The sequence below is a fragment of the Streptomyces sp. NPDC028308 genome (assembly GCF_055565855.1).
On the sequence record NZ_JBVHTO010000010.1, the window covers coordinates 247,138 to 266,591 of the forward strand.

Here is a 19,454-nt window from a genome sequence, read left to right on the forward strand (position 1 = left end):
GGACGGGGGCGGGCGTGGGCTGGTGGCAGGTGAACGCCGACACCCTGGCCGGGAGCCGTTTCGTGCTGTCGCCGCTGGCCGAGACCTTCGGCTCCCTGAAGGTCCTGCACGCGGGCGTGGGGGCGCACCCCGGTGAGCACGCCTGGCTGGACGCCCATCTGCCCGCGTACCGGGAGCGGCTGGCCGCCGATCCCGTCACCGCGCTGCTCGTCCGCTCCGGACTCGGCCCGGAGTGGATCGCCGACTTCCTGACGCCGACGCCCCGGGGGCGGGCCGCCGGGCGCTCCCCAGCGTCCGGGGCGGGCACGGCGAGGGCGGGCGGGCTGTCCGGGGACGCCGAGGACTTCGAGGACGAGGTCGTACGGGTGCGGGAGGCGTCGCCGGTGGCGGCGCGCGCCCACCTCCGGACGGCGCTGCGCGGTCCGCTGCCGGCCGCGCTGGAGCGGGACGACCTGCCCGCGCGCGCGGCCGACCTGCTCACCTACGTGTGGACCGAGGCCGTACGCCCGTACTGGGAGCGTCGCCGGCGCGTCCTGGAGGCCGACGTCGTCTCCCGCACGGCGCAGCTCGGCCAGGGCGGGTGGGCCGCGGCGCTGGACACGCTGCGGCCCGGGACGCGCTGGCTCGGCGAGAACCGGCTCCAGGTCAACCGCCACGAGTACCCGCCCCGCGAGATCTCCGGCGCCGAGCTGTTCTTCGTGCCCATCACGGCGCAGCGGCACGGCTGGGTGTCGTGGGAGGAGCCGCACCGGTACGCCGTCGTGTACCCGTGCTCTGGGGCGCTCGTGCGGACGGGGTCCGCGTCGGTGCCGGAGAGCCTGGGCGGGCTGCTCGGTCCGGCCCGGGCGGGTGTCCTCGTCCTGCTCGGCTCCCCGATGAGCACGAGCCAGCTGGTCGCGGTGACCGGGCAGGGCCTCGGTTCGGTCGGGCGCCATCTGCGGGTGCTGCTGGACGCGCGGCTGGTCGAGCGGCGGCGGGCGGGGCGGTCGGTGCTCTACTACCGGACGCCCGCGGGCGAGGTCCTCGTGCGGGCCCAGCGAGAGGGCTGACCCCCGGCGGGTGCGGACGTGTCACCTGGCGGGGCTAGCATCCCAGGATGACTACTCCTGACACTTTCGATTCTGTGTTCGACGTGGAGATCGGCGCCCTCCAGGGCGGTTCCGCGGACCTCTCCCAGTACCGCGGCAAGGCCGTCCTCGTCGTGAACGTCGCCTCCAAGTGCGGGCTCACCCCGCAGTACGCGGGTCTGGAGCGGCTGCACGAGCGGTACGCGGACCAGGGGTTCACCGTGCTCGGCGTGCCCTGCAACCAGTTCCTCGGGCAGGAGCCCGGGTCCTCCGAGGAGATCGCCGAGTTCTGCTCGGCCACGTACGGCGTGACCTTCCCGATGACCGAGAAGGCCGAGGTGAACGGCGACGGCAGGCACCCGCTGTACGGGCTGCTGGTGGACACCGCGGACGCCGAGGGCCACACCGGGGACATCCGCTGGAACTTCGAGAAGTTCCTGGTCGGGCCCGGCGGCGAGGTGCTCGCGCGGTTCTCGCCGCAGACCGAGCCGGAGTCGCCCGAGCTGGTGGCCGCGGTGGAGAAGGCCCTGCCGTAGCCCTAGTGGCCCGCGTAGCCCTCGCGCCCTCCGTCGTGTCCGCCGTGTCGACCTTGCCCCTGGGGCAGGGGTCATCGTGCTCCCACCGGGCGGAGGGCGCCCGGTGACGGAGGACAGGCCCGTGCCCCAGGAACTGCTCACGATCGGCGCGTTCGCCGCCCGCGCGCGGCTCTCGCCGAAGGCGCTGCGGCTGTACGACCGGCTCGGACTGCTGACCCCGGCGCACGTCGACGAGGTCAGCGGCTACCGCTACTACCGCGCCGACCAGGCCGAGCGGGCCCGTACGGTCGCGCTGCTGCGCCGCCTCGACATGCCGCTCGCGCGCATCGCGGAGGTCGTCGAGGCGGACGGGGCCGAGGGGTCGGAGCGGCTCGCCGCGTACTGGGCCGACGCCGAGGAGCGGTTCGCCTCGCAGCGGACGCTCGCCGCGTACCTCCGTGGACGGCTGTCGGGAAGGGATTCCGAGATGTACGGAACGTTCGTGGTCGAGACGGTGGAGGTACCCGAGCGGGTGGTGCTCACGCAGACGCGGCACACGCTCGCCGACGAGTTGCCCGCGTGGATCGGGGCGTCGCTCGGGCGGCTGGAGGAGGGGGCGCGCGCGTGCGGCGGGGTGGTCGCGGCGCCGTTCGTCGTCTACCACTCCGAGGTGTCGCAGGAGAGCGACGGGCCCGTCGAGTCCTGCGTGCCCGTGGCGGACGAGGGGGCCGCTCGGGAGTGGGCGGAGCTGCACGGGCGGGCTTGGGGGACGCGGGTGCGGGTCGAGCCCGCCCGGCGGCTCGCGTACGCCCGGATCACCAAGGCGCAGGTCGCCTATCCGCAGATTCTCGCCGCGTTCGAGGCGGTCGAGGTGTGGATGCGGGAGCGGGGGCTGGAGTACGGGGGTCCCTGCCGGGAGGTGTATTTCGCCGACTGGGACTCGGCGGGGCCCGAGGACGCGGTGTGTGACGTGGCGTTTCCTGTCATTCCCCGTGGGGACGGTGGGACCGGTGCCGGTGACTCCGTCGCCCCGTGACGTCCGGTGACCCCGGGGTGACGTGACGCCGGAGTTCTTCGCCCCCTCCGCCCCTGCCCGTCCCGACACGGGGCTCCGCCCCGGAACCCGCTCCTCAAACGCTGGAGGGGCTGAATTTCGGCCCCGGGGCTCCGCTCCCCGAACCGCGGAAAGGCGATTCGGGTCAGCGGAGTTCCTCCGGGCACGGGGTGCCTCGGGGGAGCTGGTAAGGGGCCGCCAGGCGGTAGGTGCCCGGGGACGGGGCCAGGAGTTCCGTCCACTTGTCGCCGGCGGCGTCCTCCTCTGCCTCCATGAGGCAGCCGTGGACGTTGTCGAAGGACTTCGGCGTCCCTTCCTCCCGGTGCTTGGACTCCTCCGTCTCCTTGGGCGCCTTGATGCTCCGTCCCTCGGCGTCGACGAGCCCCAGCCACGGGGAGTACGGGATCCGGATGAGCACCCGGCCCGGCTTGCGCACCTCGATCGTCAGCTCGCCCTGCTCGGCCCGGTCCACGACGGCCGGCGGGTCGGCCAGCGGCGTCGGGTCGGTCACCTCGAAAAGCTGCCAGTTCGCGTCGCCCCAGATCTGCTTCAGGTAGGGCATGCCCCGCTGGACCAGTTCCCGCTCGCGCTCGCCGCCGTCGCCGTCCGGCTCGTCCTTGGGCAGCACCACGTAGTGGACGGCCCAGCGCTGTAGCCACTCGTGGTAGTTCGCCGAGTTGAGGGTGTCGTCGTAGAAGAGCGGGTTGCGCTCCATGTCCGCCTGCCGGTTCCAGCCGCGGGCGAGGTTCACGTACGGGGCGAGCGCCGAGGCCTCGCGGTGCGAGCGCGCCGGGACGACCTCGACGCGGCCCCGCTCGGCGCCGACCTCCTGGAGCTCGTTCACCAGGGGCGCCAGTTCGCGGGCCCAGGACGCCGTGGGCGTGGTGTGCACGATGTCGTCGACCGACTTGAAGCCGATCCAGCCGGTGAACACCGCGGAGGCCAGGACGATCGCGTACCACTTGCGGCTGCGCGGTGCCGTGAACGGCAGCGCGGCGATCAGCGCGACCCCGGTGAAGAGCATCGCGAGACGCGTGATGTTGGAGCCGATCTGGGAGTTGATCAGCCAGACCAGCAGCACGGAGAGCCCGTACACCGCCGAGGTGATCCGTACCGTCTTCCACTCCTTCGGCACCAGCGCGAAGACGCCGACGGCGGAGAGGAACGGCAGCACGACCGAGCCGAAGCCCATCGGCTGGGTCCCGGAGAACGGGAACAGCCAGGCGGACACCGCCACCACGAGGGCCGGGGCGATGCCCAGCGCCCACGCGCCGGGGCGCCGCTTCTGGAGGAAGAGGGCGACGGCGACCAGTCCGACGAAGAGACCGGCGACGGGCGAGGCGGCGGTCGCGAGAGCGGCGAGCGGAGCCGCGCAGAGCGCCTTCGCCCAGCGCTTGTAGCGCCAGCGATGGGGCCAGCAGAAGACGACGGCGGTGGCGCCGAGGCCGAACACCATGCCGAGGCCGAAGGTCACCCGGCCCGACGCGGCGTTGCACAGCAGCGCGAAGACGCCCGCCAGCGCGGGCCACAGCGGGTTCCGTACCGCCCGGCTGCGGATCAGGATCATCGTGAGCAGCGCGGCCGAGACCGTCCCGGCGATCATCATCGTCGTCCGCACACCGAGCACGGACATCAGATACGGCGACACCACGCTGTACGACACCGGGTGCATGCCGCCGTACCAGGCCAGGTTGTACGCCGAGTCGGGGTGCCGGCCCACGAACTCGGCCCACGCGTCCTGGGCCGCGAGGTCCCCGCCACTGTTGGCGAACGTGAAGAACCAGACGAGATGGAGGACCCCGGCGAGCAGGGTCATGAGGGCGACGGGGTGCCGCAGTGCGAAGTCGAGACGGCCGCCGGACGGGCCGGCCGGAGCGGACCCGGGGTCCGGGTCGGAGGCCGCCTCGGGAGCGGGCTCGGGGGTCGCGGGAGCGGTGTCCCGGGTGGGACCGGCGTCCGCGCCGGGCCGGTCCTGACGGTCGGCGGACAGCGGTATTCGCGGGCCGGAGTCTGGGTCCGGCTTGGCGTCGTCGGCGTGTGTCGGCTCCGCTGTGGCCACCTGAAGGCACTCCCCGTGTCCCGTTCCGCATTCTCGGCCGGGACCCCACGGCCCACGACCCGCCCCGGTTCGCGACGCTAGCACGCACCCCGCCGGGGAGCGCCCGGGTGGGCCGCTGCCCGGCGGGCACGGTGCGTGCGCGGTGCTGCGCGGACCTCACCCCGGCGTACGTCCGCCCGTGCTCGGGCCCGGGCGCCGGGCAGGCCCGGACGGGTGAACGTCCGGGCCGTCCGACCGTGTCAGGTCACCCGCGTCAGCTTGGCGCCGAAGCCCGGTTCGGCGAGGTCCGACTGCAGTGCGACCGGGATGTCCACCGCGTGGTCGGAACCGTCGCCCACCGTCAGCTCGCCGACGACCGTGCCGGCCTTCCCGGTGTGCGGGACGCTCTCCTTGCCGGGGCCGATCGACAGCTTCGTGCGCAGCCCCGGCCAGCCGACCGCCTTGAGGTTCTTGGTGGCGACCACAGGGGTCCTGCCGCCGAGCCGGTCGTCCACGTACCCGACGACGTCGCCCTTCTTCACCACCGTGGCGGAGGTCAGGCCCTGCTGGACCTTGTCGATGAGCTTCTGGCTGTTGGTGAGGGCCAGTTGGAGGCTGTCCCAGACCCGGCCCGTACCGGCGTTCTGGCCGAGGACCGCGCCGTACACGGTCTGCGTCCTGCCGTCGACCGTCTTGGTGGCCGCCCACACCAGGTTGCCGCCCGCGGGGGTCGACGAGCCGGTCTTGAGGCCGATCACGCCGACCTGCTTCACCAGCAGGTCGTTGTTGTTGTAGATCGGTTTGTCCAGGCCGGGGATGTCGGCCCTGGCCATGCCGACGATGGTCCGGAAGACGTCCTTCTGCATGACCGCCTTGGCCAGCTTGAGCTGGTCGGTGGCGGTGCTCACCGTCGTCTTCTCCAGACCGCTCGGGTCCGTGTACGTCGACTTCGACATGCCCAGCTTCTTCGCCGCGGCGTTCATCTTGCCGACGAAGGTCTCGCTGTCGGAGTCCCAACGGGCGAGCAGCCGGGCCGCGTTGTTCCCGGACGGGATCATCAGCATCTGGAGCAGCTGGCGCTCGGTGAACTTCTGGCCCTTGGAGACCGCGGCCGTCGACTCGTCCTCGTTCTTGGACTCGTCCTCGGCCTTCTGGTCGACGGTGATCTGCGGGCCGCCCTCGTTCCCCTTGAGGGGGTGCTCCTCCAGGATCACGTACGCCGTCATGATCTTGGCGACGCTCGCGATGGGGGCGGGCTTCTGCTTGCCGTCGGTGCCGAGGCTGCCGACGCCCTCGACCTCGATCGCCGACTGGCCCTGACCCGGCCACGGCAGGTCGAGGTCGCCACCCTCGAAGGTGTGCGTCTCGTCGGCGGTGAGCGCGAGGCCCGGCGCCGGGAGCGGCCGTACGGCCTGTGCTACCGCAAAGACGACGGCGAGCAGCAGGACCAGCGGGGTCCAGATCTTGAACCGCCGCACGATCGTGCGGACCGGGGTCTCCGGGGGCGGCGGCGTGTTCGTCAGCTCGGCGAGCAGGTCCAGCGGGGGCTTGGGCGGCAGCGGCTGCTGCGTGGTCCGCTCCGGGCCCACCTGCGGGACGGCCGCGGTGGCCTCCGCCGGGGCGACCGGGGGCTTCGCCGTCGCCGGTGCGGACGCCGCGCGGGGCTTCGCGGCCGGGGGCTCGTCCAGCGGCTTCAGCGCCACGAACTTGCTGGTCCGCTCGGCCGGGGGCTCCCCCGAGGGGGCACCACCCGGCTTGCCGCCGGGTTCGGTGGCGGGCTTGGCGCCGGGTTCGGTGGCGGGCTTCGTGCCGGACGCGGTCTCCGGCTTCGTACCGGGTTCGGTGGCGGGCTTGGCGCCCGCTGCCGCGGCGGGCTTCGCCCCGGACGCGGTCTCCGGCTTCGCACCGGACTTGCCGGTCGGGGTTCCCGGCCTGGCGTCGCCCAGCTTCAGCATGGTCGTGGGCTGGTCCACGGGCGGGGCGGTCGGGCGTACGGCCTTGAAGACGGCGGTGGCCTGGTCGACCCGGGGCCCGTCGTCCCCGCCCTCCCCGGCACCCTTGGCGTCCTCGGGGGCCTTGGCGTCTCCGGGGACCTTCGCGTCCTCGGTGGCCACGGCGGTCCCGGCACCCTTGGGAGCCTCGGCGTCCCGGGGAGCCTTCGGGTCTCCGGAGACCTTCGCGTCCTCGGGGACTACAGCCGTCCCGGCGGCCTTCGGACCCTTGGCGTCCTCGGGAGCCTTTGCGTCTCCGGGAGCCTTCGCATCCGCAGAGCCCTTGGCGTCCTCGGGAGCCTCGGCGTCCTCGGGCGTCTCGGCGCCCTTGGCGTCCTGCGGAGCGACGGGCGTCGCCGCACTCCTCGGGTCCTTGGCGGGTCCGGGAGCCTTGGTGCCCTTCGCGTCCGCAGGCGCGACGGCGGCCTCGGCGTCCCCGGATGCCTTCGCGTCCTCGGGCGTGTCGGTGTCCTCGACGTCCCCCGGGGCGACGGCGGTCTTCGCGTCCGCGACGGCCGCCTCCGCGGCACGGGCGGCGGCGGTCTTGTCGGCACCGCGCTCGTCGGCGGCGGGCTCGGCGGAGGTGTCCTCGCCGGAGGCGTCCTCGCCGAAGGCATCCGTGTCGGGGGTCTCCGGGGTCTCCGGGGTGTCCGCGTCCGCGGGGTCGTCCGCGGTCGCCACCCACGCGGCGACCGCGGCCCGCAGCCGCGCGTCGCCCGAGGGGCCCTTCTCGCCGGCCTCCGCCGGAGCCGCGGACTCCGCGGGCCCCGCCGGCTCCGGAACCGCCTCAGAGGCGCTCTCCGGGGCTCCGGGCGCCTCCGAAGCGCCCTCGGACCGCTCGGCCTCCTTCAGCGCCCGGGTCGAGAAGACCGCCGTCGCCTGGTCGACCCGTACCGTGGCGGCCCGTTCGCGGGCCACCGCCATCCGCGGGTCGGCCGGGGTCGACGCCGACCCCCGCGTCGGACCCGGAACCGCGGCCGGGGTCCCCGACGTCGCTTCTGCCGACGACGCCGACGACTCGTGCTGCTTCGACCTGTCGGGGGACTCGCCCGCCACCGATGCCTCCTCCGTGCGCCGCCCAGCGACGCCCAACCGAACCGTGAACCCTCGAACCGCCCGCCGGACACCGCTGTCCGAACCATGTACCAGTGTCCTGTGTGCGGGCCCGCCCACACCGGTAGACGAGAACGACATATCTACCGGTTCCACTACGAAGCGGTCACGCACCCTCGACAGACCAATGTGAGAGGGGTCACCCTGTCATTCATCCACGCGGGGAGGCATGGATGGGCAGGAGCCGCAGAACACTTCCGGAGGAGCTTCTGTTGCTGGCGCTGGACCCGACCACGGGTACCACCGCACAGCCGCAGTCGCTCGACCTCGGTCTGGCCGGAGCACAGCTAGTGGAGCTGGCGCTGGCCGGACGGATAGCCCCAGACGGGGATCGTATCGCCGTGGTGGCACCACGGCCGACTGGAGATCCGACACTGGACTGTGCGTTGGAACTGCTTCGCCGACGCGGAGCACCCGTACGCGCGGTCAACTGGATTGGCGGACCCCGCCTGGGGCTGCGCCAGACCTATCTCTCGCATCTGGAGAGGTGCGGCATGGTCCATGCCGTGGCCGGCCAGATGTGCGGGGTGCTTCCGACGACTCGCTACCAGGCGACGGACACGGAGATCAGCCGGGAGATCAGGGCCCGGCTGGACAGTGCGATCCGCACCGGCGTACCGCCGGACCCGCGGACCGCGGCGCTCGCCGCACTGGCCCACGCGGTCGGTCTCGGCAAGCACCTCTACCCGGGGAACGAGGGACGATCGTCCCGATCCAGGCTCCGGGACCTGATCAGGCACGACCCCATGGGCGGCCTCGTGGCACACGCGGTCATGGACGTCCAGAACGGCGTGGGCGCACAACCACGCCGCAGCCCGGCACCGGCAGGCCGTCCGGCCACCGCCGGCGTCAGGTCCGCACCGGAGCCCGCCAGGGGCGTCCCGATGCAACCGCGCCACGGTTCCATGGCGCGCGCCGTGGTCCACTGAGCCGCAGTACCCCGGCACCCGGCACGACCAGCACCACCTCCGCACGTCCAGCACGTCAGCGCCGCACCGCAGTCCCCACACGACCCGGTTCGGGAGCCGCCGGTCCGCGCGGGGCGGTGAGGCCGTACGTCCGTCCGCCAGGACGCCCGTCACGGCCCCACCGCCCCGCGCGGCCGCATGTACGGGTGCCGCGGGGACCGGGCTCGTCCCGAACTGTCGTGTACGCAGCGCATATCCACTGTTTCCCAGCGGTAGAAAGCACCTTGGTGGCAGTCTGCTCAACAGCAGATACGCAAAGTAGAGGCACGCAGCCGGAGGTGCACGTCCCGTGGCGTCCAATGTCAATCCCACCGTCCGGCGCCGCCGGCTGGGCCAGGAGCTGCGGCGGCTCCGCGAGCTCAAGGGCATGACCGCCGAAGAGGTGGCCGAGCGGCTGCTCGTCTCGCAGTCGAAGATCAGCCGCCTGGAGAACGGGCGGCGCAGCATCAGCCAGCGCGACGTCCGCGACCTGTGCGGGGTCTACGAGGTGGACGACCACCGGATCGTCGACTCGCTGATGCAGATGGCCAAGGACTCGCGCCAGCAGGGCTGGTGGCACTCCTTCGGCGACATCCCCTACAGCGTCTACATCGGCCTGGAGACCGACGCCGCGTCCCTGCGCGTCTACGACCCCCAGGTCGTCCCCGGCCTGCTCCAGACCCGGCCGTACGCGGAGGCGCTGATCGCCGGCGCGCTGCCGGAGACCGCCCCGGCCGACATCGACAAGCGCGTACAGGTGCGCCTGCGCAGGCAGGAACGAATCTCCGCGCCGGACAACCCGCTGCGCCTGTGGACCGTGCTGGACGAGGCGGCGCTGCGCCGGACCGTCGGCAACCGCTCCCTGATGCGGGACCAGTTGGAGTACCTGGTCGAGCAGTCGCAGCTGCCGCACGTCACCGTGCAGGTGATCCCCTTCGACATGGGCGCGCATCCCGGTCTCAACGGGCAGTACGCGATCCTGGAGTTCCCGGACGCGGCGGACTCCAGCGTCGTCTACATCGAGGGCGTCACGAGCGACCTGTACCTGGAGAAGGCGAACGACGTCCAGAAGTACAGCGTCATGTACGAGCACCTGCGCGCGCAGGCGCTGAACGTGGAGCAGTCCCGTCAGTTCATCGCGGACATCGCGAAGGACTACGCGCGCTGAGTCCGGCGCCGGGGCCGCGGAGGCGGTCCGGGACGCCCTGAGAGGGGTCCTCCGGCGTGAAGGTGCGGAACAGTACACCTTCGCCGGACCGGGATGGAAGACCCCCCTGGAATATGCCATCCAGTCGAGTGAATAGTCGCTTCGCCAACCGATGTTGGCGAGTAGCGTCGATCACGCCATCGAGCAACAACGTTGGCGCAAACCGGCCCGCGGGTTCCGCCAGGACCCCGCAGCCCGGTGACAGCAACTCAACGACTGGCTACCGGAGCAAAAATGGCAATCCAGCAAGGCGCCACGGACACCTGGACGAAGTCCTCGTACTCCACGGGCAACGGCGCGTGCGTCGAGGTCAAGTCCCCGCTCGTCGCGGCGATGGCCGTCCGGGACTCCAAGGTCCCCGAGGGTCCCACCCTGGCGTTCCCCGCGAACTCGTGGAGCGCGTTCGTGACGGAGGTCGGACGGGGAGCCTTCGACCTCACCTGATGCACCGACACCCACAACCGCACCGACCAACTGGATACGCACCACCGACAGAGCCCTCTCGTCCGGCCCGCCGTCCTGGCCGAGGGGGCTCGGCCTTTCCCGAGGCCGCGGCGGCTACCTGAGCCGGTCGACGTAGGTGTCCGTGCCGGGCACCGTGGGGACGAAGGGGGCGAGCAGCTCCACCCGTCCCAGCCCGGACGCGGCCACCTCGTCGTCCAGCCCCGTGAACCATGCCTCCCAGCACTCCCGTGGGTCGGCTTCGAGGAACCACAGCAGGGTCAGCCGGGTGTCGACGCCCTCGACCTGCTTGACGTAGGTCATGCGGTCGCCGGGCAGCGGGGTCGGCCGGAAGACGGTGACGAGGGCGGCCGGGGAGCCGGCCAGCCGCCCGGGGAGGTGGCGGACGCGCAGCCAGTCCAGCAACTCGGCGCGCTGCTCGGCGGATTCGGCGTCGACGACCTGAAGGACCAGGCCCGCGTACGGGTGGTCGAGGGCGTGGAAGTCGCGGGGGCCCGAGGCGCCGTCGCGGTAGACCGTGGCCTCGTGGTCCTGGAACGCGGTGAAGACGTGGGTGCGCTCCCGGTAGACCCGGTGGTCGCGGTTCAGGCGCTTGTTGATGCCGACGGTCCACCGCATGTGGTCGTCGTAGCGGCCCTCGGTGACCCAGTACGTGGACAGGTAGCAGCCGGCGGTGACGGGCTGGGCGACGGCGGACTTCTCGGGTCGGCGCAGGAGTTGGAGGTCGCGGGTCGCCACCCAGCGGCGTCCCGCGAACATCCAGGGCATCGCCATCGCGCCGGCGTAGTAGTGGTCGTCCTCGTACCAGCGGTTGTAGGCGTGCTCGTGGCCCGGGTGCGGTTCGACCATCGTGATCAGGGCGTGGCCCGGGTGGACGCCGTACGGGCCGAGGGCGGCCAGTTCCGCGTACACCTCGCTGCGGGTGTCCTCGCTCATGTCGCTCCCCTTTCCTGCGCCGGTCCCGCGCGGGACTTCCTTCCTCGGTCGGCAGCCCATACTCTGACGCCCCGTCAGACAATGCGCCAGAGCCGGGAGGCCTCCGATGCCGCTGCTCGCGGGCAGGACCGTCGTCGTCTCGGGAGTCGGCGCCGGGCTCGGACACCAGGTCGCGGCGGCGGTGGTGCGCGACGGGGGCAACGCGGTGCTCGGCGCACGCACGGAGGCGAACCTCGCCAAGACGGCCGCCGCGCTCGACCCGGACGGCGCCCACACGGCGTACCGGGCGACGGACATCACCGACGAGACGAGCTGTGAGGCGCTGGCGGCGCTGGCCCGGGAGCGGTTCGGGCGGATCGACGCCGTGGTCCATGTGGCCGCCTGGGACAGCTACTTCGGGGGGCTGGAGGACGCCGACTTCACCACCTGGCAGTCGGTCATCGACGTGAACCTGCTCGGCACCCTGCGGATGACCCGCGCCTGCCTGCCCGCGCTGAAGGAGGGCGGCGGCTCGGTCGTCGTCATCGGCACCCAGTCGTCGGTGGCCGCCCCCACGCAGGTGCGCCAGGCCGCGTACGCGGCGTCCAAGGGCGCCCTGACGAGCGCGATGTACTCGCTCGCCCGGGAGCTCGGCCCGTACCGGATCCGGGTCAACACCGTGCTGCCGGGCTGGATGTGGGGACCGCCCGTGGAGGCGTACGTCCGGTTCACCGCGCACACCGAGGGCGTGCCGGAGTCGGTCGTGCGCGAGCGGCTGACCGAGCGGATGGCGCTGCCCGAGCTGGCCACGGACGGGGACGTGGCGGACGCCGTGGTGTTCCTGGCGTCCGACAGGGCGCGGGCGATCACTGGGCAGTCCCTGCTCGTGAACGCCGGCGAACTCATGCGCTGATCGCGGCTGTCGGCTCCTGTTCCGGCCGCACGGGACCCGCATCCCGTACGCCTGTCTCCTTGTCGCTGGTCCGTCTGGCGAAGTGCCCGCTCATCGTGTGGTTCACGTCACGAGCACGACAACATCCCTACAGGTCAAGAGCAAGTAAAATCGTTCTGCTTTCTGATCTGTGTTCATATCCATGACCAACTAGGGCTTGACCGGCCGGTCGAACCGGCGGTTCAATCCCCCAAGTCCCCGCACCCGCACGGGGGCTCCGCCCGCCCCCCGACGATCCCGGCTCCGCCCGGGCGGGGGACCCATGCGTACTGGCGAAGTGCCGTCCGGTATCTGCAGATTCAAAGGCGGACCCCTGGAGGGGGCACATGAACGGTCTCGACTGGGCCGTCCTGGTCGCGTACTTCGGCGTGATGACCGCGATCGGCATCTGGTCCCACAAGCGCGTGGACGACGTCAGCGACTTCTTCACCGCGGGCGGCAAGATGCCGTGGTGGCTGTCCGGCATCTCGCACCACATGTCGGGCTACAGCGCGGTCATGTTCACCGGGTACGCCGGCATCGCGTACACCTACGGCATCACCTCGTACGTCACCTGGTCGCTGCCCATCGCCATCGGCATCGCGATCGGCGCCAAGGCCTTCGCGCCGCGGCTCAACCGGCTGCGCTCACGACTGCACGTCGCCTCGCCGCTGGAGTACCTGAAGGACCGCTACAACCTGCCGACCCAGCAGGCGCTCGCCTGGTCCGGCATCCTGCTGAAGATCGTGGACGTCGGCGCCAAGTGGGCCGCCATCGCCACGCTGCTGAGCGTCTTCACCGGGGTCTCGCTCACCCAGGGCATCCTCATCACCGGCGGCATCACGGCCGTCTACTGCACGATCGGCGGGCTGTGGGCCGACGCGCTGACCGAACTCGGCCAGTTCGTCATCCAGTTGCTGGCCGGCGTCGCGATGCTGGTCATCGCGCTGAACAAGATCTCCGACCAGGGAGGTCTGTCCAAGGCGCTCGACTCGCCGAAGCTGGACGGTCACGCGAACGGCTTCGCGGGCCCGTACATGACCGTCTTCTTCATCGCGTACCTCTTCATCAAGCTGTTCGAGTACAACGGCGGCATGTGGAACCAGGCCCAGCGCTACATGGCGACGGGCAGCGCCAAGGAGGCCACGCGGTCCGCGTTCCTCTCCGCCGCGCTCTGGTTCGTGTGGCCCCTCATCCTCTTCATCCCGATGTGGCTGTCCCCGCTTCTGGTGACGGCCGAGAAGCCGGACGGCTCCGACGCCTACGGGCTGATGACCGAACAGCTGCTGCCGCACGGCCTGCTGGGCCTCGTGGTCGTCGGGTTCTTCTCGCACACGATGGCCATGTGCTCCTCGGACGCGAACGCGATCGCCGCCGTGTTCACGCGGGACATCATGCCGGTGCTGTCCAAGGCGGCGCGGGCCTGGGACACCCGGGCCGGACTGATCGCCGGGCGCGTCACCACGGTCGCCTTCCTCGGCCTGTCCATGGCGGTGGCCACACAGGTCAACTCCCCCACGTTCAAGGACATCATCACGGTCGTCATCAAGTGGGTGGCCGGCCTCATGGGGCCGATCGCGATCCCCTTCATCCTCGGCCTGCTCCGGCCGTTCCGTAAGTCCGGTCCGACGGCGGCGCTCACCAGCTGGGCCTGCGGACTGATCGCGTTCTTCCTGATGAACTACCACCTGGACTTCTCGCAGCGCACCGACGTGAAGCTGGAGTACCAGGTCTCCGTGCCGATGGCGATCTCCCTCGTCCTCTACGTCCTCATCGGCTTCCTCAAGCCCGAGGACACCCCCGAGCGCGACGCCCTCATCGAGATCATCAACACGGACGACGACGGCTCCGGAGCGGCGGCGGCCGCCGTTCCCGCCCCGGCACAGGCGGCGGACGGGGTGGTGGGCACGCCCGTCAAGGACTGACCGGGCGCCCGGCCGGCGGTCGTCCGGTCAGGCGCGCGGATAGCGGGCTAGCCAGCCCGGCGACGAACCGGCGGGCCCGTGCAGCGCGGGCCCCTGGGTCATCTCCATGGCGAAGTCGTCCGCCAGCACCAGCATCGTGGGACGGCCCTCCAGCTCGGCCAGCCAGGCCGGCGGGAGGGCCGTCTCGCCGTGCAGGGCGCCGAGCAGCCCCCCGGTCAGCGCGCCGGCCGCGCCCGAGTGCCCGCCGTGGTTCACGGCGAGGGACAGCCCGTGCCGCACGTCCTCGCCGACCAGCGCGCTGTACACGGCCACCGCGAGCAGCCCCTCGGCCGTCCCCTCACCCGCGAGCTCCTCGACCCTGCCCGGGGACGGCATCCCCTGCCGTACGGCGCCCAGGGCGTGCTGGAGCGCGTCGGTGACGGGCTGCTGACCCGGGCGCGCGGCGAGCAGCGCCAGGGCCCGCTGCACGGCGGCGTCCAGGCTCTCGCCGCGGGCCAGGGCGTGCACCACGACCGCGTACGCCCCCGCCGACAGGTAGGCCACGGGGTGCCCGTGCGTCTGCGCCGCGCACTCCACGGCCAGCTGCATCACGAGCTGCGGCTCCCAGCCGACGAGCAGCCCGAAGGGCGCGGACCGCGCCGCGGCCTCGGCCCCCCGCTCCCCCGGGTTCTTGGGCGCGTCCAGCGTGCCCATGGTGTCGTCGCCCAGGCCGAGCAGGCAGGCGCGGGCCGGAGCGCGCCGGGCGTACAGCCACTCCTCGCGGGCCAGCCAGCCGTCGTCCTTGCGGCGCTCGTCGGGACCCCAGTCGCTCTGCGTCGCGGCCCAGCGGCGGTAGGCCCGGTGCAGGTCGGTCGGCGGGTGCCAGGCGCCGGTGTCGCGGCGGACCTGCGCGCGGATCAGGCCGTCGAAGGTGAAGAGCGTGAGCTGGGTGAGATGCGTGACCGAGCCGCGTCGGCCGTACGCGGGGGCGAGATCGACGGCTCCGGCCGCGCCGTGCGCCGTCCGGATCTCCTCCAGGCTCAGCGCGTCGAGGGGAGCGCCCAGGGCGTCCCCGAGGGCCGCCCCCAGCAGGGTCCCGCGCACCCGGCTCCGGAAGTCCTGCTGCTCCCTGCGGCCCCAGACGGCACCGGATGTCGCACCCACCACGCCCTCCTCCGGTCCGCATCGCTCAGCACTGTAATCGAACGGGAACGGTCGGTTCAGGGCAGAGCCGATCGATCGGTCACCCGCACCACAACCGTTCGGGTCCCTCGCGGGTCCAGATGAACGACAGACCTATCCGGACCGAACTTTCGGAGTCATTCGTGCCTCACCCCAAGAGCCGTCGCGGCGTCGCACGGTGCGCGGCGCTGGCCGCTTTGCTGACCGCGCCCCTGGTCCTGTCCGCCGGTCCGGCCGCCGCCGCCGCGCCGAAGACCCCCGTGGTGGACTTCAACGGCGACGGCTTCGCCGACCTCGCGGTCAGCGCCCCGTACGCCACCGTGTCGGGCGTCTACCAGGCCGGCTCCGTCTCCGTCGTGTACGGCTCCTCGGCGGGCAGCGACACCGCGCACCCGCAGCTGATCACGCAGGCCACCGACGGTGTGCCCGGCGACCTCATGGAGTACGGGACCTTCGGCACCAGCACCGCCGCCCGCGACTTCGACGGGGACGGCTACACCGATCTGGCCGTGGGCAGCTATTACGCCCCGATGGTGCTCTGGGGCTCCGCCCACGGGCTCGGCGACGCCGTGGCGCTCCCCGACCCCTCCTACCGGGTCGCCGCCGGTGACATCGACGGGGACGGCCACGCCGACCTGATCGTCAACGCCAACGGCAACCTGGAGGTCCGCTTCGGCCCGATCACCCGGGCCGGCGTCCCCGCCCGCACCGACACGCTGGAGATCGCGGACGAGTCGGGCCCCCAGGACGTGGCCGTCGGTGACATGAACGGCGACGGCAAGGACGACGTCGTCACCACGAACGGCTTCGAGGAGATGCAGTTCCAGTCCCGCTACTACAAGGGGACCTCGACCGGGCTCAGCTCGACGTTCAAGAGCACCGGCTTCTACACCGTCGGCGGTGTCGTGGCCGACGTGAACCAGGACGGCTACGGGGACTTCGTGACCCGCCAGGTCGACCAGGTGTCGGAGATGATGGACTACGACGCGGGCGCGGTCCGCGTCGTCTACGGCTCGGCGAACGGGCCCTCCACGCGCACCACCAAGATCACGCAGAACACGGCGGGCGTCCCGGGCACCGACGAGGCCGGCGACAACTACCGCAACCTCGGGGACCAGTTCGGCTACTCGCTGGCCGCGGGCGACGTGACCGGCGACGGCTACCCGGACATCGCGGTCGGCGTCCCCGGCGAGGACATCGGCTCGGTCCGCGAGGCGGGCGCGGTGGTCCTGCTCAAGGGCGGCGCGTCCGGTCTGACCGGTTCGGGCGCCCAGGCCTTCAACCAGTCCACGTCCGGCGTCCCCGGCGTGTCCGAGACGAGCGACAACTTCGGCCGTACGGTCCTGCTCGTCGACGTCAACGCCAACAACCGGGCCGACCTCGTCGCGGCCGCCCCGCTGGAGGACGGCACCTACAAGGACTCCGGCGCGGTCTGGGTGCTGCGCGGCTCGAAGTCCGGCACGACGACCACCAACATCGCCTCGTTCAGCCCCGGTTCGCTCGGCGCCCCGGAGAAGGAGGCCCTGTTCGGACAGCGGCTCGCCCGCTGACCGGCCCGCCCTCGGGGACGGGCGGCTCGCGTGACCTCCCCCCGGGCCGGGGGGGTCACCTCGCGTCGTCGGCCAGACGGTCGCGGACGGCTTCGCGCCGCTCCAGCGCCCACGCGTACCCCGGTCTGAGCTCCAGCGCCCGGTCCAGGTCCGCGAGGGCCTCCGCGTGCCGTCCGAGGGCACTCAGGCAGGCACCGCGGCTCGCGTACGCCGACGCGTACGCGTCGTCCAGGGCGAGCGCCCGGTCGTAGTCCGCGAGCGCCTCCTCGTGGCGCCCGGCGACGCGCAGGGCGTCGCCGCGCTCGCAGGCGCCCCACGCCCAGTCCGGCTGGAGCCGGACGGCCCGGTCGAGGTCCGCCAGCTGCCGGTCGTGCTCGCCCCGGGCGCGCCACACCCGCGCCCGGCGGGCCAGTGCCCAGCCGTACTCCGGGCTCAGCTCCAGCGCCCGGTCCAGGTCCGCGAGCGCCTCGTCCAGCTCGCCCATGCCCAGCCGAGTGGCGCCCCGCGACGCCCACGCGAAGGCCCGGGCCGGGTCCAGGGCGATCCCCCGGTCCAGGTCGCGGACCGCGGCGTCGTACGCGTGCAGGATCCGCCGGTACTCGCCGCGCATCGCGTAGGCCCGGCCGTCGTCCGGCGCCAGCGCCAGGGCGCGGTCCAGGTCCGCGACCGCGCCCTCGTAGTCGCCCAGTTCGCCCCGGCTCAGGGCGCGGCCCCGGTGGGCGCGGGCCAGCGCCGGATCGAGGGCGACCGCCCGGTCGTACTCGGCCAGCGCCCGGGCGTGGGCCCCCGCCCGCCGCAGCGCCGCACCGCGTGCCGTGCGGGCGAGCGCCTGCTCCGCCGGGCCGAGACCGGCCCGGTTCAGCAGCAGCCCCAGTGCGGCGACGACACCGGCGTCCGGACGCTCCTCGCCGCCGGCCGCCGCCTCGCCCGTACCCTCCGGCTCCCCGGGTCCGGCGAGGGCCTCGGTGAGGTCGCGTCCCCAGCGGGCCACGTCCACGGCGTCCGCGTCCTCGCCCGCGTCGGCCAGGGCCCGGGCCCAGCGCGCGGCCACCGCCTCGCCCTGGTCGCACGCGCGGACCGTGTCCGCCAGCACCTCGGGGAGCGCGGCCCGGGGGCGGGCGCACAGCAGGTGGTAGGACTCCGCGAGGCGCAGCTCCCGCCACTCCTCGTCGGCCCACGGCGGCCCGGCGTCCGGGCCCGCCTCCAGCTCACCGCGCCACCGCCCGAACGTCCCGGCCAGCCGCGTGTGCCGCTCGGTCCAGCCGCGCGGTGAACGGCGGCGCTCCAGGCGGAGCATCGGGGCCCGTACGACGTCGTGGTACCGCACGCCGTTCCCGCCGTCGCCGACGAACGGCAGCTCCCGCAGCCACGCGAACAGGGCGTCCGCCTCGGCGTCCGCGCAGCCCGACGCCGCCCGGAACACGTCCGCGTCCAGCCGCCGGGGCAGCGCGCAGGCCAGCACCACGGCCCGGCGTACGGGGTCCCGCTCCCACTTCAGGAAGCGGTCGACGGCGGTGACGCTGGGGTCGCCCACCTCGTCCGGCGCGGCGGGCCGGTTCGCGGCCAGGGTGGAGACCAGCACCGGCAGCCGCCCGGTGAGCCGCAGCACCTCCCGCACGACCGGTTCGGCGACGACGTCCCGCCCGGCGAGCAGCAGGCGCGCCTCGGTCTCGGTGAACGGCCCGAGCGGCACGTCCCTGACGGAGTCCGCGAGCCCGCTCCAGCGTGCGGTGTCCAGGGGGCGCTGCCCGGCCGTGACGACCACGACGTTGTCCGGCAGGGCTCCGCCGTGGCGGTCCGTGCCGAGCATGTCGTGCAGCCAGCCGTCGAGGAAGGGCGCGGTGCGCTCGTAGGTGTCGAAGAAGAGGACGATCCAGGGCACCCGGGCCGCGGTCCCGGCCAGTTCGTCCAGCAGCACGGGGGTGAGGACCTGCTCGGGGGCGAGGACCAGCCGCAGGTCCTCCTGGTTGCGCGGCCTGCCGCCCATCGACGTCCGCAACCGGTCGGCGCTCTGGGCGAGTTGGACCGGGTCGACGGCTCCGGCGAAGGCGCCGACGCCGGGCAGGAGGCCGAGGCCGACGAGTCCGGCCCGGGTCGCCGCGAGGGTCAGCTGCGACGGCTGGGCCGCCGCGTCCGGGCCCTGCGTGTCCGCGGTCCGGCCGGCCTGTGGTCCGAGGGCCGCCGCGACCGCCGTCTCCGCCTCGTGGCGCCGCTCGCGGTGGGCGGCCAGCAGGCGGTCGAGGTCCTTGAGGCGGTGCCCCTCCCGGGCGCACCGGTCGCTGATCGCCGCGATCGCCTCGGGCACGCTGCCCACGGCCTCGTCGACGTACACGGTGAGCGCCCCGCACTCCCGCGCGATCCGCTCCCACTCCCGCACGAGGCACGTCTTCCCGACGCCCGCGTTGCCGTGCACGTGGAAGAGGAACGTGTGCCGCTCGTCCTGCGGCGGGTGCTCCAAGTTGTCCCGGAACAGAGCGCGTTCGGCGTCCCGTCCGACGAACGCGCGCCGGCTGCGCTCGCTGATCACCTGCTGCGTCGAGGACCGCGCCCGCGCCATGAGCCGTTCCCTCCCCCGGTC

The 19,454-nt window shown here is 72.9% G+C and carries 14 protein-coding genes; 9 read left to right on the forward strand and 5 right to left on the reverse strand.

The annotated features are described in order from the left end of the window. Window positions 1–14 precede the first annotated feature (14 nt). From ACZ4VA_RS24200 to ACZ4VA_RS24210, 3 genes are all read left to right on the forward strand, one after another. Window positions 15–1,049, forward strand: coding sequence for a helix-turn-helix domain-containing protein (locus ACZ4VA_RS24200; RefSeq protein ID WP_356163909.1), 1,035 nt, complete (start codon window positions 15–17; stop codon window positions 1,047–1,049). Between the two features lie 47 nt (window positions 1,050–1,096). Continuing rightward, window positions 1,097–1,603: a glutathione peroxidase gene (locus ACZ4VA_RS24205; RefSeq protein WP_355783530.1), complete on the forward strand. Its 507-nt coding sequence runs from the start codon at window positions 1,097–1,099 to the stop codon at window positions 1,601–1,603. Between the two features lie 121 nt (window positions 1,604–1,724). After that, window positions 1,725–2,618, forward strand: coding sequence for a MerR family transcriptional regulator (locus ACZ4VA_RS24210; protein WP_452921375.1), 894 nt, complete (start codon window positions 1,725–1,727; stop codon window positions 2,616–2,618). Between the two features lie 163 nt (window positions 2,619–2,781). Here ACZ4VA_RS24210 and ACZ4VA_RS24215 read toward each other — a convergent pair whose 3' ends face one another. Both ACZ4VA_RS24215 and ACZ4VA_RS24220 read right to left on the reverse strand, forming a co-directional pair. Then, the gene (locus tag ACZ4VA_RS24215) at window positions 2,782–4,695 is read right to left on the reverse strand and encodes an MFS transporter (protein ID WP_468082498.1); all 1,914 of its coding nucleotides are present in this window, start codon (window positions 4,693–4,695) and stop codon (window positions 2,782–2,784) included. 239 nt (window positions 4,696–4,934) lie between these two features. Then, complete coding sequence (locus ACZ4VA_RS24220; protein WP_468082499.1) at window positions 4,935–7,721, reverse strand: D-alanyl-D-alanine carboxypeptidase; 2,787 nt, start codon at window positions 7,719–7,721, stop codon at window positions 4,935–4,937. Between the two features lie 230 nt (window positions 7,722–7,951). Between ACZ4VA_RS24220 and ACZ4VA_RS24225 the strand changes: the two genes are divergently transcribed. The 3 genes from ACZ4VA_RS24225 to ACZ4VA_RS24235 all read left to right on the forward strand — a co-directional run bounded on the left by ACZ4VA_RS24225 (window position 7,952) and on the right by ACZ4VA_RS24235 (window position 10,376). After that, on the forward strand, window positions 7,952–8,707 hold the full coding sequence (locus tag ACZ4VA_RS24225) for a GOLPH3/VPS74 family protein (protein WP_355785452.1): 756 nt from the start codon (window positions 7,952–7,954) through the stop codon (window positions 8,705–8,707). Between the two features lie 328 nt (window positions 8,708–9,035). Continuing rightward, window positions 9,036–9,893, forward strand: a complete 858-nt coding sequence (locus tag ACZ4VA_RS24230) for a helix-turn-helix domain-containing protein (protein ID WP_355785456.1) — start codon at window positions 9,036–9,038, stop codon at window positions 9,891–9,893. A gap of 273 nt (window positions 9,894–10,166) precedes the next feature. Beyond that, window positions 10,167–10,376 (forward strand): DUF397 domain-containing protein, encoded by a 210-nt coding sequence (locus ACZ4VA_RS24235; RefSeq protein WP_468082500.1) that lies wholly within the window; start codon window positions 10,167–10,169, stop codon window positions 10,374–10,376. A 114-nt stretch (window positions 10,377–10,490) separates the two neighbouring features. Here ACZ4VA_RS24235 and ACZ4VA_RS24240 read toward each other — a convergent pair whose 3' ends face one another. Continuing rightward, the gene (locus ACZ4VA_RS24240; protein ID WP_356163906.1) at window positions 10,491–11,330 is read right to left on the reverse strand and encodes a hypothetical protein; all 840 of its coding nucleotides are present in this window, start codon (window positions 11,328–11,330) and stop codon (window positions 10,491–10,493) included. 106 nt (window positions 11,331–11,436) lie between these two features. On the opposite strand from ACZ4VA_RS24240, the gene ACZ4VA_RS24245 reads away from it, so the two are divergent. Both ACZ4VA_RS24245 and ACZ4VA_RS24250 read left to right on the forward strand, forming a co-directional pair. Next, the gene (locus tag ACZ4VA_RS24245) at window positions 11,437–12,222 is read left to right on the forward strand and encodes an SDR family oxidoreductase (RefSeq protein WP_355785464.1); all 786 of its coding nucleotides are present in this window, start codon (window positions 11,437–11,439) and stop codon (window positions 12,220–12,222) included. Window positions 12,223–12,587: 365 nt separating this feature from the next. After that, window positions 12,588–14,165 (forward strand): sodium:solute symporter family protein, encoded by a 1,578-nt coding sequence (locus ACZ4VA_RS24250; RefSeq protein ID WP_356163905.1) that lies wholly within the window; start codon window positions 12,588–12,590, stop codon window positions 14,163–14,165. Window positions 14,166–14,192: 27 nt separating this feature from the next. On the opposite strand, the gene ACZ4VA_RS24255 is transcribed toward ACZ4VA_RS24250, so the two are convergent. Next, window positions 14,193–15,308, reverse strand: a complete 1,116-nt coding sequence (locus tag ACZ4VA_RS24255) for an ADP-ribosylglycohydrolase family protein (RefSeq protein WP_356163904.1) — start codon at window positions 15,306–15,308, stop codon at window positions 14,193–14,195. A gap of 161 nt (window positions 15,309–15,469) precedes the next feature. Between ACZ4VA_RS24255 and ACZ4VA_RS24260 the strand changes: the two genes are divergently transcribed. Further along, entirely contained in the window at window positions 15,470–16,876 is a 1,407-nt protein-coding gene (locus ACZ4VA_RS24260; RefSeq protein ID WP_468082501.1) for an FG-GAP-like repeat-containing protein, read from the forward strand. Window positions 16,877–16,931: 55 nt separating this feature from the next. On the opposite strand, the gene ACZ4VA_RS24265 is transcribed toward ACZ4VA_RS24260, so the two are convergent. Then, window positions 16,932–19,433 (reverse strand): tetratricopeptide repeat protein, encoded by a 2,502-nt coding sequence (locus ACZ4VA_RS24265; protein ID WP_468082502.1) that lies wholly within the window; start codon window positions 19,431–19,433, stop codon window positions 16,932–16,934. Window positions 19,434–19,454 lie beyond the last annotated feature (21 nt).